17 protein-coding genes are annotated in these 14856 nt (G+C 66.9%); 5 read left to right on the top strand and 12 right to left on the bottom strand.

All coding sequences use genetic code 11. The annotated features are described in order from the left end of the window. The first annotated feature begins 5 nt into the window (after positions 1-5). Positions 6-479, top strand: coding sequence for a GNAT family N-acetyltransferase (locus P1K30_RS00170; RefSeq protein ID WP_275630650.1), 474 nt, complete (start codon positions 6-8; stop codon positions 477-479). A gap of 98 nt (positions 480-577) precedes the next feature. Here the strand turns inward: P1K30_RS00170 and xseA are convergent, their stop codons facing one another. Together xseA and P1K30_RS00160 are read right to left on the bottom strand one after the other, a co-directional pair. Beyond that, the gene (xseA, locus tag P1K30_RS00165; RefSeq protein ID WP_275630649.1) at positions 578-2152 is read right to left on the bottom strand and encodes an exodeoxyribonuclease VII large subunit; all 1575 of its coding nucleotides are present in this window, start codon (positions 2150-2152) and stop codon (positions 578-580) included. A gap of 37 nt (positions 2153-2189) precedes the next feature. Next, complete coding sequence (locus tag P1K30_RS00160) at positions 2190-2750, bottom strand: type 1 glutamine amidotransferase domain-containing protein (protein WP_275630648.1); 561 nt, start codon at positions 2748-2750, stop codon at positions 2190-2192. Positions 2751-2888: 138 nt separating this feature from the next. On the opposite strand from P1K30_RS00160, the gene purD reads away from it, so the two are divergent. After that, the gene (purD, locus tag P1K30_RS00155; protein ID WP_275630647.1) at positions 2889-4154 is read left to right on the top strand and encodes a phosphoribosylamine--glycine ligase; all 1266 of its coding nucleotides are present in this window, start codon (positions 2889-2891) and stop codon (positions 4152-4154) included. 7 nt (positions 4155-4161) lie between these two features. Here purD and P1K30_RS00150 read toward each other — a convergent pair whose 3' ends face one another. Both P1K30_RS00150 and P1K30_RS00145 read right to left on the bottom strand, forming a co-directional pair. Next, a complete protein-coding gene (locus tag P1K30_RS00150; protein ID WP_275630646.1) occupies positions 4162-4962 on the bottom strand; it encodes an FG-GAP repeat domain-containing protein in 801 nt (266 codons plus the stop codon). Continuing rightward, positions 4962-5285, bottom strand: coding sequence for a 2Fe-2S iron-sulfur cluster-binding protein (locus P1K30_RS00145; RefSeq protein ID WP_275630645.1), 324 nt, complete (start codon positions 5283-5285; stop codon positions 4962-4964). Before P1K30_RS00145 ends, P1K30_RS00150 begins: the two co-directional genes overlap by 1 nt. Positions 5286-5454: 169 nt before the next feature. Here P1K30_RS00145 and P1K30_RS00140 point away from each other — a divergent pair, with 169 nt between their 5' ends. Both P1K30_RS00140 and P1K30_RS00135 read left to right on the top strand, forming a co-directional pair. Continuing rightward, positions 5455-5835: an OB-fold nucleic acid binding domain-containing protein gene (locus P1K30_RS00140; RefSeq protein WP_275630644.1), complete on the top strand. Its 381-nt coding sequence runs from the start codon at positions 5455-5457 to the stop codon at positions 5833-5835. Positions 5836-5904: 69 nt separating this feature from the next. Then, complete coding sequence (locus P1K30_RS00135) at positions 5905-6447, top strand: peptidoglycan-binding domain-containing protein (RefSeq protein ID WP_275630643.1); 543 nt, start codon at positions 5905-5907, stop codon at positions 6445-6447. A gap of 16 nt (positions 6448-6463) precedes the next feature. Here P1K30_RS00135 and P1K30_RS00130 read toward each other — a convergent pair whose 3' ends face one another. From P1K30_RS00130 to P1K30_RS00120, 3 genes are all read right to left on the bottom strand, one after another. Beyond that, positions 6464-7225: an ion channel gene (locus tag P1K30_RS00130; RefSeq protein WP_275630642.1), complete on the bottom strand. Its 762-nt coding sequence runs from the start codon at positions 7223-7225 to the stop codon at positions 6464-6466. 232 nt (positions 7226-7457) lie between these two features. After that, positions 7458-8879 (bottom strand): Do family serine endopeptidase, encoded by a 1422-nt coding sequence (locus P1K30_RS00125; RefSeq protein ID WP_275631540.1) that lies wholly within the window; start codon positions 8877-8879, stop codon positions 7458-7460. Between the two features lie 371 nt (positions 8880-9250). Beyond that, positions 9251-9697: a hypothetical protein gene (locus P1K30_RS00120; RefSeq protein WP_275630641.1), complete on the bottom strand. Its 447-nt coding sequence runs from the start codon at positions 9695-9697 to the stop codon at positions 9251-9253. A gap of 136 nt (positions 9698-9833) precedes the next feature. On the opposite strand from P1K30_RS00120, the gene pyrE reads away from it, so the two are divergent. Beyond that, entirely contained in the window at positions 9834-10370 is a 537-nt protein-coding gene (gene pyrE, locus P1K30_RS00115) for an orotate phosphoribosyltransferase (protein ID WP_275630640.1), read from the top strand. A 38-nt stretch (positions 10371-10408) separates the two neighbouring features. Here pyrE and P1K30_RS00110 read toward each other — a convergent pair whose 3' ends face one another. The 5 genes from P1K30_RS00110 to P1K30_RS00090 all read right to left on the bottom strand — a co-directional run bounded on the left by P1K30_RS00110 (position 10409) and on the right by P1K30_RS00090 (position 14854). Continuing rightward, complete coding sequence (locus tag P1K30_RS00110) at positions 10409-10876, bottom strand: GNAT family N-acetyltransferase (protein WP_275630639.1); 468 nt, start codon at positions 10874-10876, stop codon at positions 10409-10411. Next, the gene (locus P1K30_RS00105; protein ID WP_275630638.1) at positions 10873-11067 is read right to left on the bottom strand and encodes a DUF2065 domain-containing protein; all 195 of its coding nucleotides are present in this window, start codon (positions 11065-11067) and stop codon (positions 10873-10875) included. Before P1K30_RS00105 ends, P1K30_RS00110 begins: the two co-directional genes overlap by 4 nt. Before the next feature lies 1 nt (position 11068). After that, positions 11069-12115: a protease modulator HflC gene (hflC, locus tag P1K30_RS00100; RefSeq protein ID WP_275630637.1), complete on the bottom strand. Its 1047-nt coding sequence runs from the start codon at positions 12113-12115 to the stop codon at positions 11069-11071. 18 nt (positions 12116-12133) lie between these two features. After that, positions 12134-13303: an FtsH protease activity modulator HflK gene (gene hflK, locus P1K30_RS00095; protein ID WP_275630636.1), complete on the bottom strand. Its 1170-nt coding sequence runs from the start codon at positions 13301-13303 to the stop codon at positions 12134-12136. Between the two features lie 78 nt (positions 13304-13381). Next, complete coding sequence (locus tag P1K30_RS00090) at positions 13382-14854, bottom strand: FAD-dependent oxidoreductase (RefSeq protein ID WP_275630635.1); 1473 nt, start codon at positions 14852-14854, stop codon at positions 13382-13384. Positions 14855-14856 lie beyond the last annotated feature (2 nt).

Raw genomic sequence — 14856 nt, 5'->3', positions numbered from 1 at the left:
AGCCGATGCCGCAACTGTCCTTCACCCGCCTGACCGACGTCGCCCCCGAGGCGATCGCGGCCCACATGTCCGACCCGCGCATGGCCGCGCATATGCCGCTGCTGTCGGGCCGCGCCTGGACGGCGGACGACGCCCGCGCCTTCGTCGCGATGAAAGAAACCTACTGGACGCGCGACGGCCTTGGCCACTGGGCGTTCCTTGCGGACGGCGACTATGCCGGCTGGGGCGGGTTCCAGAAGGAAGGCGAAGACTGGGATTTCGGGCTGGTGCTGCGCCCGGACCGCTTCGGGCTCGGGCTGCCGCTCAGCCGCATGGCGCTGGACGTCGCACGGCAGGATCCGCGCATTCCCTATGTCACCTTCCTGCTGCCGCCGACCCGCCGCCACCTTGGCGCGCTTGGCCGTCTGGGCGCCACCTATACCGGCGACGTGGACCACGACGGCGAGACGTTCAGACGGTTCCGCCTGACCACGTCCTGAGCCTCTTCTTCTCTTTCAAAATACCTCGGGGGAGTCGCGCAGCGACGGGGGCGGAGCCCCCCCTGCACACGTCCATGAACGCCCTTGGCGCGACGGCGTCAGAACAGCGATCCCTGCTCGGGCTTCTTGTCGGGCGCACTGCTCGACGCCTCGCCTTGCGGCTTCCGCTTCGCGGGCTTGCCGCCGCCGCCAATGGCAAGACGGCCGTCCATGAACTCGATCTCCAGCCCCGATGCCGCTTCGGCCTCGGCCTTGCGGGTCACGACGCCCGCGTCGCCGCGCACCACCGCATAGCCGCGTTTCAGCGTCTCGCGGTAGCCAAGGCTTTGCCGCAGCCGTTCCAAAGCCTCCAGCCGGGCGGTCCAGCCGGAAACCTGCGCCCCGCCCGCGGCGGACAGGCGCCGCACGGTGCGGGCGAACAGATCGCGCTGGCGGGCAAGATCGCGCTCCAGAACCGAGCCGCGCAGGCGGGCCGCGACGGTGCGATAGCCGCGATCCTTGTCGCGCCGCAGACGGTCCAGCGCCGGACCCAGCCGCGCGGCAAGCCGGTCGGTGTCGGCCTTGCGCTGCGCCAGCGACCGGCGCAGGACGGCGGGGCGCAGATGCACCGCCGCCTCGTTCAGGCGGCCGCGGCGGCGTTCGACCAGCGCGGTCAGGGCGCGGGGCAGACCGGCCGACGCATAATCCAGCCGCTGGCGGGCCTGCCCGACCAGCGCCTCGGGGCGCGGCAGGGCGCGGCTGACATCGGCAAGGCGCTGGCGGCGGCGGGCCACGGCCTCGGCCATCGCGCGGTCCAGACGCGCCTCTTGTTGCGACAGCCACGCCTGCAATTCCATCCGCACCGGCACCGCGATCTCGGCGGCGGCGGTCGGGGTCGGCGCGCGGCGATCCGAGACGTAGTCGATCAGCGTCGTGTCCGTCTCGTGCCCCACCGCCGAGATCAGCGGGATCTCCGACGCGGCGGCGGCACGGGCGACGATTTCCTCGTTGAAGCCCCACAGATCCTCGATCGAGCCGCCGCCGCGCGCGACGATCAGCAGGTCGGGGCGCGGCAGCGCGCCGCCGGGGGTCAGGCGGTTGAAGCCTTCGATGGCGCGCGCGACGTCGGGGGCGCAGCGGTCGCCCTGCACCGCGACCGGCCAGATCAGGACCTTGCGGGGGAACCGCTCGCGCAGCCGGTGCAGGATGTCGCGGATCACCGCCCCCGAGGGCGAGGTCACGACGCCGATCACCTCGGGCAGATACGGCAGCGGACGCTTGCGCGCGTCGTCGAACAACCCTTCGGCAGCCAGCGCCTTCTTGCGCTTTTCCAGCATCGCCATCAGCGCGCCGACACCCGCCGGGCGGATGTCTTCCACCGTCAGCTGGTACTTGGACTGCGACCCGAAGGTGGTCAGGCGTCCGGTGGCGACCACCTCCATGCCTTCCTCGGGCTTCACGGCAAGGCGCGCCGCCTGCCCCTTCCACGCGACCGAGGCCAGCACGTTCCGGTCGTCCTTGATGTCGAAATACAGGTGCCCCGAGCGGGCGACGAAGACGCGGCCCACCTCGCCCTTGACCCGGACGCGGCCGAATTCGCCTTCCAGAACACGTTTCACCGCCCCGGAAATCTCCGAGACGGTGTACTCGTGGGCGTTCTCGCCCGGTGCGGGATCGTCGATCAGATCGGACATGGGCGGACCATGCCCGATCCGATCGCGAAGGAAAAGATCAGGCCGCCTCGCAGACGTGCAGGCCTTCGTTCACTTCCTCGATGATCTTGGCGCAGAACGCGTCCAGATCGCCCGGGTTGCGGCTGGTGACGATGCCGTTGTCGGCCACGACCTCGGCGTCGGTCCAGCGTGCGCCGGCGTTTTCGACGTCGGTGCGCACCGAGGGGTACGAGGTCATCTCGCGGCCACGCGCGATGCCCGCCTCGATCAGCAGCCACGGGGCGTGGCAGATCGCGGCGATCACCTTGCCGTCGTCGTGGAACGCGCGGATGAAGTTCAGCGCGCTGTCCTCGACCCGCAGCAGGTCGGGGTTGATCTGCCCGCCGGGCAGAACCAGCGCGTCGTAGTCGGCGGCCAGCGTTTCCGGCAGCGTGCGGTCGACCTTGACGGAGCGACCCCAGTTGTCGGTATCCCAGCCCGTGATTTCCCCGGGCTTGAGCGAGATGATGTCGATCTCGGCCCCTTCTTCGCGCAGCTTGGCGTGGGGCACTTCAAGTTCCGACTGCTCGAAGCCGTCGGTTGCCAGAATGGCGATTTTCTTTCCAGTCAGCTTGGACATGATCGTTTCTCCTGTCTTGCCGTGTTGCGGTGTCAACGAGGCATCGCGTGGGGTTGTTCCATCACCTTGTCACCAAGCGCAGGTCCGCCTATTGAGCCGCCACGGCAGCACGGGCGGCAGCAAGCAAGGGGCGGCAGCATGAACATCCTCATTCTCGGTGGCGGCGGACGCGAGCACAGCCTTGCGTGGGCGGCGATGCAGAACCCGAAATGCGACCGGCTGATCGTCGCGCCGGGCAATGCCGGGATCGCGGCCATCGCCGAATGCGCCGCGCTGGACATCCTTGACGGCGGCGCCGTGGTGGACTTCGCGCAGGCCAATTCCATCGACTTCGTGATCGTCGGCCCCGAGGCGCCATTGGCCGCCGGGGTGGCGGACGATCTGCGCGATGCGGGTCTGCTGGTCTTTGGCCCCTCGAAAGCGGCGGCAGAGCTTGAGGCGTCGAAGCGGTTCACCAAAGAGATCTGCGATGCCTGCGGCGCGCCGACCGCCGCATGGGCCCGGTTCACCGAAGCCGAGCCCGCCAAGGCCTATATCCGCGAACAGGGCGCGCCCATCGTGGTCAAGGCCGACGGGCTGGCCGCTGGCAAGGGCGTGATCGTCGCGATGACCGAGGCCGAGGCGCTGGACGCCATCGACGAGATGTTCGGCGGCGCTTTCGGCGCGGCGGGCACCGAGGTGGTGATCGAGGAATTCATGGACGGCGAGGAAGCGTCGTACTTCGTGCTGTGCGACGGCGAGAACGTGCTGCCCGTGGGCACCGCGCAGGACCACAAGCGCGTCGGCGACGGCGACACCGGCCCGAACACCGGCGGCATGGGCGCCTATTCCCCCGCGCCGGTGCTGTCCGACGCGGTGGCACAGCGTGCGCTGGACAAGATCGTGAAGCCCACGGTGGCCGAGATGGCAAAGCGCGGCACCCCCTATCAGGGCGTGCTGTACGTCGGCCTGATGATCAAGGACGGCGCGCCCCGGCTGGTGGAATACAACGTCCGCTTCGGCGACCCGGAATGTCAGGTGTTGATGTTGCGGCTGGGCGCACAGGCGCTGGACCTGATGCACGCCTGTGCCGAAGGCCGTCTGGCCGAGGCACAGGCCAACTGGGCCGACGACCACGCGCTGACGGTGGTGATGGCCGCCAACGGCTATCCGGGCTCTTATGAAAAAGGCACGCCGATCAAGGGGCTGGACGGGCTTCCCGAGGACAGCTTCAACATGGTCTTCCACGCCGGCACCGCCGAGAAGGATGGCCAGATCGTCGCCACAGGCGGCCGCGTGCTGAACGTCACCGCCCGCGGCGCCACGCTGGCCGAGGCGCGGGACCGGGCCTATGCGATGGTCGACGGGATCGACTGGCCGGACGGGTTCTGCCGCCGCGATATCGGCTGGCGCGCGCTGGACTAAGCCCGCGTCAGAGGCAGGCCATCGCCGCCGTCATGGCATCCGCCGAGTAACGCCCCAATCCGCGCGACGTCAGCGCCCCGTCCTTCATGCGGGTCGCCACCAGCGCGGACCAGTCGCCGCTTGCAGTGATCATCTCGGGGCCGTCGCCGCATTCGCGGATGCCGCCCGATATGTGGTCTTCGCCGATGCGGTGGTTGGTCAGCCCAGACACCGCCGCGATTTCCGTCAGCCGCCCCGGGGCGTAACGCCAGACCCGCAGCACCTTCGCCAGATGCGGGCGGTCAACATAGGCCAGTTCCATCGCCCCGTCTCCATCTAGATCCGCCGCCCCAAGCGGCGCGAGCCAGCGGTGCGTCTGACCGATGTAGGGGGTGGCGGCATCCAGCACGAGGTCGTCGCCGGTCCAGCGGTAGACGGCAAGCTGCGCGCCCTGCCCGACATGGGTCCGGACCACGATCACCTCGTTCACGCCGTTGCCGTCAAGATCGGCCAGCCGGGGGGCGATGTCCTCGAACACGTGGGCGGGGTCCAGGGTGATGGCATGGCCGCACAGGCCCCGGTTTCCATCGGCATCGACCCACAGCGTCCCGGGTTCGCGGTCGCGGCCAAGGATGGCGTGGTCATAGCGGCGCGTGGCATCGGCGAACCACGCGCGGCGCACGGGGCCGCTGGCCTCGCGGTCCTCGGTCAGGCTGTCGGGATAGTCGGTATCAAGCCACGCGGGCCGGTCGCAGGCGGCGGCGCCAGTGGGCCCGGTGGACCCGACAGCCGCCATCGCAAGGACCAGAGCCAGCGCGGCCCGGCGCATCAGATCTGCTTTTCGGGCATCTGCACGATAAGGCCGTCCAGCGCATCGCTGACCTTCAGCTGACAGGTCAGGCGCGAGCGGTCGGGGTTCGGCTCGAACGCGAAGTCCAGCATGTCTTCTTCCATCGCTTCGCGCTCGGGCAGTTTGCCGATCCAGTCGGGATGAACATAGACGTGGCAGGTCGAACAGGCGCAGGCGCCGCCGCAGTCGGCCTCGATCCCGGGGATGTTGTTGTCCCGCGCGCCTTCCATCACGGTCAGGCCGTTGGGCACGTCCACGGTGTGCTCGGTGCCGTTGTGTTCGATATAGGTGATGCGCGCCATCGTCTGCCTTTCGCCTGTCGTCCGTGGTTCAAAGGCGAAATAAGCCCTGTCACCGGGATTTTCCAGCCGCTTTCTGGCCGTCGCCCGGATTCCGTGACGCCATGGCGGATTTACCGAGATCATGCCGAATCCGTTGGCAGGACGCGGCATTTGTTCTACCTTTGTTCTAATGACAGACTCGCATGCCGTTCCCGACGACTGGCCCCGCCCGCCCTCGTGCTGCCCGCACGCGTGGCTGGATCGCGTGCCCGGCGGCGCGCGGGTGACGGTGGCCGGGCTGGTGCTGGTGCGACAGCGCCCCGGCACCGCGAAGGGCGTGATCTTCGTCACGCTGGAGGACGAGACCGGGGTGTCCAACGTCGTGGTCTGGAAAAAGATCTACGAACGCTTCCGCCGCGCCGTGATCGCGGGGCGGCTGTTGCGGGTGACCGGACGGCTTCAGCGCGAGGCGAGCGTGGTCCACATCGTCGCCGAAGAGATCGAGGACCTGTCGCACATGCTGGACAGCCTGTTGCAGCACGAGCCCGCCCGCCACGACGGCGCGCCCTGAGGCTTTCGCCCGCCCCGCATCCGGGTTATTCTTTGACCCAACGAAAAGCCCCTTAGAGAGGCACGAGCGGTGATCGGACACAGACGCAAAGCGGTGACGCTTGGGATGGCGCTTGGCCTGCTGACGGCCTGCGGCTCGGGCGACGGGCTGCCTGACGTGACCCGCATCGACGAGCCCGCCCCGATCCGCCTGCGCGGCGAGGGCCCGCCGGGCAGCAACCCAGAGACCTGCCACGGACAGGACGAGACACCGGCGGTGATCGAAACGGTCACACACCATGTCGAGGTGCCCGCCGTGCTGGACGCCGAGGGCGACGTGGTCAGCCCGGCCTCGGTCCGGACCGAGGTGGTGCAGGAGATCGTCGAAGAACGCGAAGAGGTCTGGTTCGAAAGCCTGTGCCCCGACCAGCTGACGCCGGAGTTCGTCGCCTCGGTCCAGCGGGCGCTGGCGGTGCGCGGGCTATACACCGGTGCGGCGGATGGCCGGATGACCCCCGGCACCCGCGCCGCGATCCGCGCGTTCCAGAAGCCGCAGGGGCTGAACAGCGCCGTGCTGTCGCTGGCCGCCGCCCGGCAGTTGGGGCTGGTCGAGGTCGAGCGGATCACCCGCTAGCGGCTGCCCGGCCCCGCTAGACGTCGCCGTCGGTGTCGATGTGGATGGTCGCGCCGCAATGCTTGCAATGCACCGCGTCCGCATCGTGCAGCGCCAGCCCGCAGGTCTGGCATTCCTCGCGCACCTTGGTCGGTCGGAACAGCACCTGCGCCAGCCGCAGGAACAGCGTCACGCCGACGATCATCACCCCGACCGACAGCATCCGCCCCGCCGTTCCGGTCAGGGTGATATCACCGAAGCCGGTGGTGGTCAGCGTGGTGACGGTGAAATACAGCGCGTCGGCGTAGTTGCGGATGTCCGGGTTCTCGTCGACCTGCAGCGCATAGATCAGCCCGGTGGTCACGAACAGGAAAACCACGAGGTTGACCCCGGCCAGCGTCGCCTCTTCGAACTGGCGGAACTTCGGGAAGTCCAGCCGCAGCCGGGACAGGATCTGGTAGGTGTGCAGCAGCCGCAGGGTGCGCAGGATGCGCAGGAAGCCGAACCCCTCGCCCGCGACGGGGGCGAGGAACGAGATCAGCGCGATGATGTCGGCCCAGACCGGCGGGCGCAGGAACCAGTGCAGCCGCCGCCGTTCAATCGCCAGACGGGCAAGGAAATCGCCAAGGATCACCAAACCGAACACCGCGTCGGCCACCTCGACCCCGGTGCTGCGCGGGAAGAACGAAGTCACCACGACGAAGATCACGGTGATCAGGTCGAACCCGAGCAAGGCATAGCGGAACCTGTGCGCCGCGGGGCTGTGGCCCTCGTAGAGGTGTCGAAGTCTGTCCAGCATCACGCCAAGGCTTGCCGCATTCCGCCGCGCTTGGCCAGACGCGGTGTCGGGGTTTCGGCGGGCCTGGGCGGTCGCGGGGGGATGGATGGGGGCTCTGCCCCCGCCGCTGCGCGGCTCCCCCGAGGTATTGGGGAAGAGAAGAAGCAGGGGCGGTGCCCGGGGTGTCGGACGCCCGGGCAAGAAAAAAGGGCGCCCGGAGGCGCCCTTTCCAGTTCTCGGAGTGGTGGGGTCGTCAGCTGTCTTCCAGCGTCAGCGCCACGAAGCGGGGTTCGCCTTCGCGGCGGACCAGCAGCAGCAGCGAGCGGCGGCCGGCGTCCTGCGCCTCGGCGATCTGGTCTTCGAGATCCTCGACCGACTGCACCTTCTGCTGGCCGGCTTCGATCACGAGGTCGCCCGCGCGCAGGCCCTTCTCGTAGGCTTCGCTCATCTCGTCGACGTCGGTCACGACAAGGCCGGTCATGTTCTCGTCAAGGCCCAGCTGCTCGCGCAGTTCGTCGTTGAGGGTCGAGATGGTGATGCCCAGGATCTCTTGCTCGACCGGGTCGGCCTGACGTTCGATCGAGGCGGGCACGGCGCCCTCGGCTTCTTCGCGCCGGCCCAGCGTGACCATGAGGGTCTGGGTTTCGCCATCGCGGAAGACGATCACGCGTACGGCCTTGCCGACCGGCGAGTTGCCGACGACGCGGACCAGCTGGCGGGTATCCTCGACCTCGGTGCCATCGAAGCTGGTGATCACGTCACCGGCCTGAATGCCCGCTTCCATCGCGGGGCCTTCCGGCACGTCGGTGACCATCGCGCCCGAGGCGGTTTCGAGACCCAGCGCGTCGGCCATGTCGGCGTCGACGTCCTGAATGCGCACGCCCAGCCAGCCACGGCGGGTTTCGCCGTATTCCTGCAGCTGGTCGACCACGCGGGTGACGACGTTCGAGGCCATCGAGAAGCCGATGCCGATCGAGCCGCCGTTGGGCGACAGGATGGCGGTGTTCACACCGATGACGTCGCCGTCCATGTTGAACAGCGGGCCGCCCGAGTTGCCGCGGTTGATGGCAGCGTCGGTCTGGATGTAGTCGTCATAGGTGCCCGACAGTGCCCGGTTGCGGGCCGAGACGATCCCGGCCGAGACCGAGAAGCCCTGCCCCAGCGGGTTGCCCATCGCCATGACCCAGTCGCCCACGCGGGCGGTGTCGCTGTCGCCGAAGGTGACGAACGGCAGCGGCGTCTCGCTTTCGACCTTCAAGAGCGCGATATCGGTGTTGGGGTCGGTGCCGACGATCTCGGCGTCCAGTTCGACGCCCGAGAAGAATTCGATCGTGACCTGATCGGCGCCTTCGATGACGTGGTTGTTGGTGACGATGAACCCGTCTTCCGAGATCACGAAGCCCGAACCCAGCGCCTGGCTGCGGCGGGGCCGGTCGGGACCCTGGTTGCGGTCCATGAAGTCACGGAAGAAGTCCTCGAAGGGGGAGCCTTCGGGAACGACGGGGCCGGGAACGCCGTTGGTGGCGACGCTGGTCGAGGTGGTGATGTTCACCACCGAGGGGCTGATCCGTTCAGCCAGGTCGGCGAAGCTGTCGGGCCGCGTCTGTGCGGTCGCGACGAGGGCCTGCGCAAGAAGCAGGGCCAGACCCAGGAACGAGATCCACGCGGCGCGCATCCAGCGCGCATCGTCGGATTGTCGTTGGATTGAGATTGCCTGAGGTTTCACACGTCTCTCCGTTTGCTTGTCTTCCCGGCGGGAAACGCAGCCGGGACGTACTGTGCGTCGGACCATTTACCTAGGTGCGGAAATGCACAACTCAAACCCCCGTCGCAAAGTCTCAAGTCAACGTGAGGGTCCTGTAACGAAAACTGTGGCACGACGCGGGGGGCGCGCGCCAGTCCCGTGACCGAGGAAGGCGAAGATTCGCTTCCAATTCGTTAATGCAGCGATCTTTTCCCTTCGCACGCGCAACACTTTCGCGGTCTTTCGCCGCGCACGCCGCGACCGCAAGCCCCGGATTGTGCGAGGCGGTCGTGGCGCGCCGATCAGGCGGACATGCCGCTGACGTGGAGCCAGACGAACACGGCGTAGGTCAGCAGCCCGGCGACCAGCAAGGCCATACCAAGGTTGAACTTGTAGCCGTGCCGCGCCCAAAGCCCGGTTTCGCCATCGAAGACCAGCTGTCGCGCGTCCTCGCCGTTTCCGGTCTGCAGCATGAGACGGGCGACGGCAAAGGCGTTCATGTGGACCCGGCGCATATAGGTCCAATGGACGGCGGCGGCCGCGAACAACAGCACGATGCTGATCCCGAGTGAGATCCGCAGCGCATCGGGGATGGTTTCGGACGTGTCGAACACGACCTTTCCGAAAGACAGATCCTTCAGCGTCAGGATCGGCAGACCGATTTCCAACCCGATCAGGATCATCAACTGCTGCTTGTCCGCTTCGAGCAGCGAGATGAGGGTTTTGAAATAGTCTTGGTCATTGGGCATTGGCGGCGGTCCTGCAATAACTGATGAATATGCGACGGAGGGTGCGGGCACCGGACGATCGGTGTCAAAGCTTTTGCCCGGACGGTCGGCTAAAGAGATTGGACACGTCTAATTCACGCTTATCGGGGGCGCACATATGGCTGAAGACGACAGCATATCGAAAGAAGATCTCGCGCGCCGGGTGGCCGATGTCGCGACGCTTGACGGCACGTTCGTGCTGCGGTCGGGGCAGACCTCGCATCGGTATTTCGACAAGTACCGCTTCGAAGGGGACCCGGTGCTGCTGAAGCATTTGGCCCGGGGCATGAGCCGCCTTCTGCCCGCCGAGACAGAGATCTTGGCCGGTCTGGAACTGGGGGGCGTGCCGCTGGTCACGGCGATTTCGCTGGAAACCGGGCTGCCGGCCGCCTTCGTGCGCAAGGAGGCCAAGACCTATGGGACCTGTCGCGCGCTTGAAGGACAGGACGTCGGCGGCAGGAAGGTGACCTTCATCGAGGACATCATCACCACCGGCGGCGCGGTCGCCGACGCGTACCGCCTTGCGTCGCAGGAAGATGCCAAGGTTCTGGCGGTCGTCTGCGCGATCTGGCGCGGCGACGGCGCGCCGCAGGTTCAGGGCGTGCCCGGGCTGCCGGTCCTGCCCCTGTTCACGCGCGCCGATCTGGACGGCTGAGCGGACAGGTTTTCGGGTCAGGCGTGCGGCGGCGCGGGTTATCGGCGTTTCTGGAAGCCGGTCTTCGACTGCTCGAACCCTGCGCTGCGATAGAAGTCGAGCGTTCCGGGCTGCTTGGAGCCGGTCATCAGCATGACCTTGTAGCACCCCGCCGCCCACGCGGCGTCGCAGGCGGCGTCCAGCACCTTGCGGCCATACCCCATGCGGCGGTGATCGCCGTGGGTCACCACGTTCTCGATCAGCGCGTAGGGGCGTGCGCCCCGGGTCAGGTTGGGCACGACGACAAGCGTGCACGAGGCCACGGCCACGTCGCCGACCAAGCAGAGCAAAATCGCGCTGCCATCATAGGCGAGGAAGCGATTGAACACCGACTCTGCCGTCGTGACGGACGGCCTGTCGGTGTCGCTGTTCAGGTGTCGGTACAGGTCCAGAACCGCAGGAAGATCCTGCCGTGTCGCAGACCGGACGCTTGGCGCAGAAACCGCCCGGTCACCGCGCGCCGTCAAACGCCCAGCAACCGCGCTAGCCAGACCAGCAGGACACCAAGGGCCAGCGCCCCAAGGCCGAAGGCGCGGCGGGTTTCGACGGGAAGTTCCGCCAAGCTGCGCAGCAGGTCCTCGATACGCGAAGGGGCCAGTGCGAACACCAGCCCCTCGATACACAGTACAAGGCCAAGGGCCAGGACGAGCGTGGCCATATCAGCCGTTCTGCTCGGCGTCCGTGGCGGGTTCCTCGGGCTCTGGCTCGGCCTCGTCCGCCTCGGGAACCTCCGGGGCTTCGGTTTCGGCCTCGGGTTCAGCCTCGGGCGCTTCGTCCGCTGCGGTGTCGGTGCCGGCGGTGTCCGTCGGCGTTGCCACCGGAGCCGGACCGTTGCGGCCCGTCGAGCTTTCGAGGAAGTCGAAGAACTCGCTGTCCGGAGAGATCACGAGGGTCGAGTTGTTGCCGTTGATCGACCGGGTGTAGGCCGTCAGCGAGCGGTAGAACTCGAAGAAATCCTCGTCCTGGGTGAACGCGTCGGCGAAGATGCGGTTCCGGGCGGCGTCAGCCTCACCCCGGATGATCTCGCTGTCGCGGCGGGCGTTGGACACCTGTTCCACCACGGTACGATCGGCCTGAGCGCGGGTGATCTGCGCCAGCTCCTCGCCTCGGGCGATCTCGTCGGCAGCCTCGCGTTCGCGTTCCGCCCGCATCCGGGCAAAGGTCGCATCAAGGTTCTGCTCCGGCAGGTTGGTCTGCTTCAGCCGAACGTCGATCACCTCGATCCCGATGGCTTCGGCGCGCGCGCGCGCCTGTGCGGTGATCCGCTCCATCAGTTCGGACCGGTCGGACGACAGGATGGTGTTCGAGGTTACGCCGTCCGAACCCAGCACCGCGCGGATCTGCGCGTTCAGGATCGATTCCAGCCGGTCCTCGGCCGAGCGGATACCGCCCACGCCAACCGCCTGCCGGAACTGGACCACGTCGGCGATCCGGTACCGCGCGAAGGCATCGACCACGAGGCGGCGGTCATCCGACGGCGTCACCTCGGTTTCGTCGGTGTCGAGGCTGAGGATCCGGGCGTCGTAGGTCACGACCTCTTGGATGAAGGGCACCTTGAAGGCGAGACCCGGGTCTTCCTTGACCCGTTTGATCTGGCCGAACTGAAGCACCAGCGCCTTTTCGCGTTCATCGACCACGAAGATCGAAGAGCCGACGAGCGCCAGAAGCACCACGATGGCGGGAAGGATGAAGGTTGTCTTACGCATAGTCGTGTCCTCCCTGCCTTATTGGGTTGCCGTAGAGGTGTCCGCGCCGCGGCGCAGTTCGTTCAGCGGAAGGTAGGGAACCACGCCCTGCCCGCCGCCATTGCCCGAAACGGCATCGTCGAGGATGATCTTGTCCACGTCACCCAGCACCGATTCCATCGTTTCCAGATAAAGCCGCTTGCGCGTCACGTCGGGCGCGTTGCGGTATTCCGTCAGAACGGCAAGGAAGCGGCTGGCGTCACCTTCGGCCTCGTTGACGACCTGAGCGCGGTACGCCTCGGCCTCTTCGAGGATCTGGGCGGCCTCACCCCGCGCGCCGGCGAGGACGCGGTTGGCGTAGGCGTCGGCCTGACGGCGAAGACGGTCGGCCTCTTGCTCGGCAGCCTGCACTTCGCGGAACGAGTCGATCACCTCGGCCGGCGGGTCGGCCTTGTCGAGGTTGAGACGGACGATGTTCACGCCAGCGTCGTAGCTGTCCAGCGTTTCCTGGATCAGCGCCTGCGCGTTGTCGGCGATCAGACCCCGGTCACGGTTGAGGATCGGCGCCAGCTGCGAGGCGGCAATGATCTCGCGCATCGCGGATTCAGACACCGCGCGGATCGTCTCGGACGGGTCGCGCAGGTTGAACAGGAATTGGGCCGGGTCCTTGATGTTCCACACCACCTGGAAGTCCAGGTCGACGATGTTTTCGTCGGTGGTCAGCATCAGGCCGGTGTCGCCGCTGCGCCCGTTCGAGGTACCGATGTTGATGTTTTCTTCGCGGGTGACCGGCAGCACCTCGGCGGTGACGAAGGGCCACGGCGCGAAGTTCAGACCGGGATTACCGACCGAGTGATAGCGGCCCAGGAACAGTTCGACCGACTGTTCTTCGGGACGCACTGTATAAAGCGAGGCTGCAAGCCATGCGCCCACCAGCAGCAGGGCGCCGAGGCCCAGCGTGCCACGGGTGAACTGAAAGCCGCCGCCGCCGCCCGAGCCGTTCGGCCCGTTCGGACGGCCACCGCCGCGCCCGCCCATGAGAACGCGAAGACGCTCCTGGCCTTTTTTCATGATCTGGTCGATCTCGGGGATCTGCGAGCTTTCGCCCGGTCGGCGCGGGCCCTGCCCGCCTGCGGGACGGCGGTCGTCGTCACCACCCCCGCGATTACCGCCTCCTCCACCCCAGGGTCCGCCTGAATTATTGGCCATCTACGTGTCGTTCCTTCCCTTGCCGTAACAGCGTTCCTAGCTACCTGTGCGCCGAAGCGCGCGAAATCAAGCCGAAGCTTAGCTGGTTCTCGCTGGTGACTTCATCGTGACAAGCTCTTCTGCCATTGTCGGGTGTACCGCACAAACACGGTCGAAGTCTTCCTTCGTCGCACCCATCTTTACAGCGATGCCCGCCAACTGGATCATTTCGCCGGCATCATCCGCGACGATATGACATCCCAGAACCTTCCGGGTTTCCTGGCTGACGATCAGTTTCATCAGCACCCGGTCGTCGCGTCCCGCGAACGCGTGGTTCATCGGCTTGAACGAGGTCGCGTAAACTTCGATCGGCTCCTGATCGCGGGCCTGTTCTTCGGTCAGACCGATCGCGCCGTATTCCGGCTGCGTGAAGATCGCGGACGGAACCAGCTCGTGATCGGGCTTGGTCGGGTTGCCTTTGAACACCGTCTCGGTGAAGGCCATGCCCTCGCGGATGGCGACCGGGGTCAGTTCGATCCGACCGGTCACGTCCCCGATGGCATAGATCGACGGCACCGAGGTCTGCGAATAGTCGTCGACCTCGATCTCGCCCCGGCGGCCCAGCTTGACGCCGGCCTCTTCCAGACCCAGCCCCTCGACCGACGGGGTGCGGCCAGTGGCGAAGAAGACGTGGTCGAACACGCCTTCGGAGCCGTTCGTCGCCTTGACCCAGATCGGCTTGCCCGCGTCCTCGGACGTGGCGCTTTCCGGGTTGTTGCCCAGCGTCTTGTCCCCGATGTTCGTCAGCCCCACCGGCTCTTCCATCACCGCCTCGGTGTCGGCGCGTTCCTCGTGGTGCGAGGCGGGGGCCATCTCGACGATGTTGGTGCCAAGGTGCAGGTCGATGCCCTGCGCCTTCATCTGTTCCGCGATCAGGCCGCGCGCCTCGTCGTCGAAGCCACGCAGGATTTGCGCGCCACGGTAGAATTGCGTGACCTTCACGCCCAGCCCGTTGAGAATACAGGCGAATTCGCAGGCGATGTACCCGCCGCCGATGATCAGCACCGACTTCGGCATCTCTTCCATCAGGAAGATGTCGTTCGACACCAGCCCAAGGTCGGCGTTCGGAATGTCGGGGCGGACGGGGTGACCGCCGACGGCGATCAGGATGTGCTTGGCGGTATAGGTCGTGCCATCCGCAAGCTCGACCGTGTGCGGGTCTTTCACCTTGGCGCGCTGTGCGAACACCTCGACGTCAGAGCCGTCCAGCAGGCGGCCATAGACGCCTTCCAGACGGTCGAGTTCGGCGTGCAGCTTCTTGCGGAAGTCGGGCCAAGAAAAGTCGCCGGGCGTCACGTCCCAGCCATAGGCCTGTGCATCCTTCATCCGCTGGGCGTAGGACGAGGCGAACACCATCAGCTTCTTGGGCACGCAGCCGCGGATCACGCAGGTGCCGCCCAGACGGTATTCTTCCGCAAGCGCCACCTTGGCACCTTCCTGCGCCGAGGTGCGCGCCGCGCGAACGCCGCCGGAACCGCCACCAATGACGAAAAGGTCGTAGTCGAAGGACATGA

Origin of the sequence: Psychromarinibacter halotolerans (genome assembly GCF_029168315.1) — a bacterium.
Classification (GTDB): domain Bacteria; phylum Pseudomonadota; class Alphaproteobacteria; order Rhodobacterales; family Rhodobacteraceae; genus Psychromarinibacter; species Psychromarinibacter halotolerans.
This window is presented reverse-complemented; position numbering and strand designations above follow the sequence as displayed.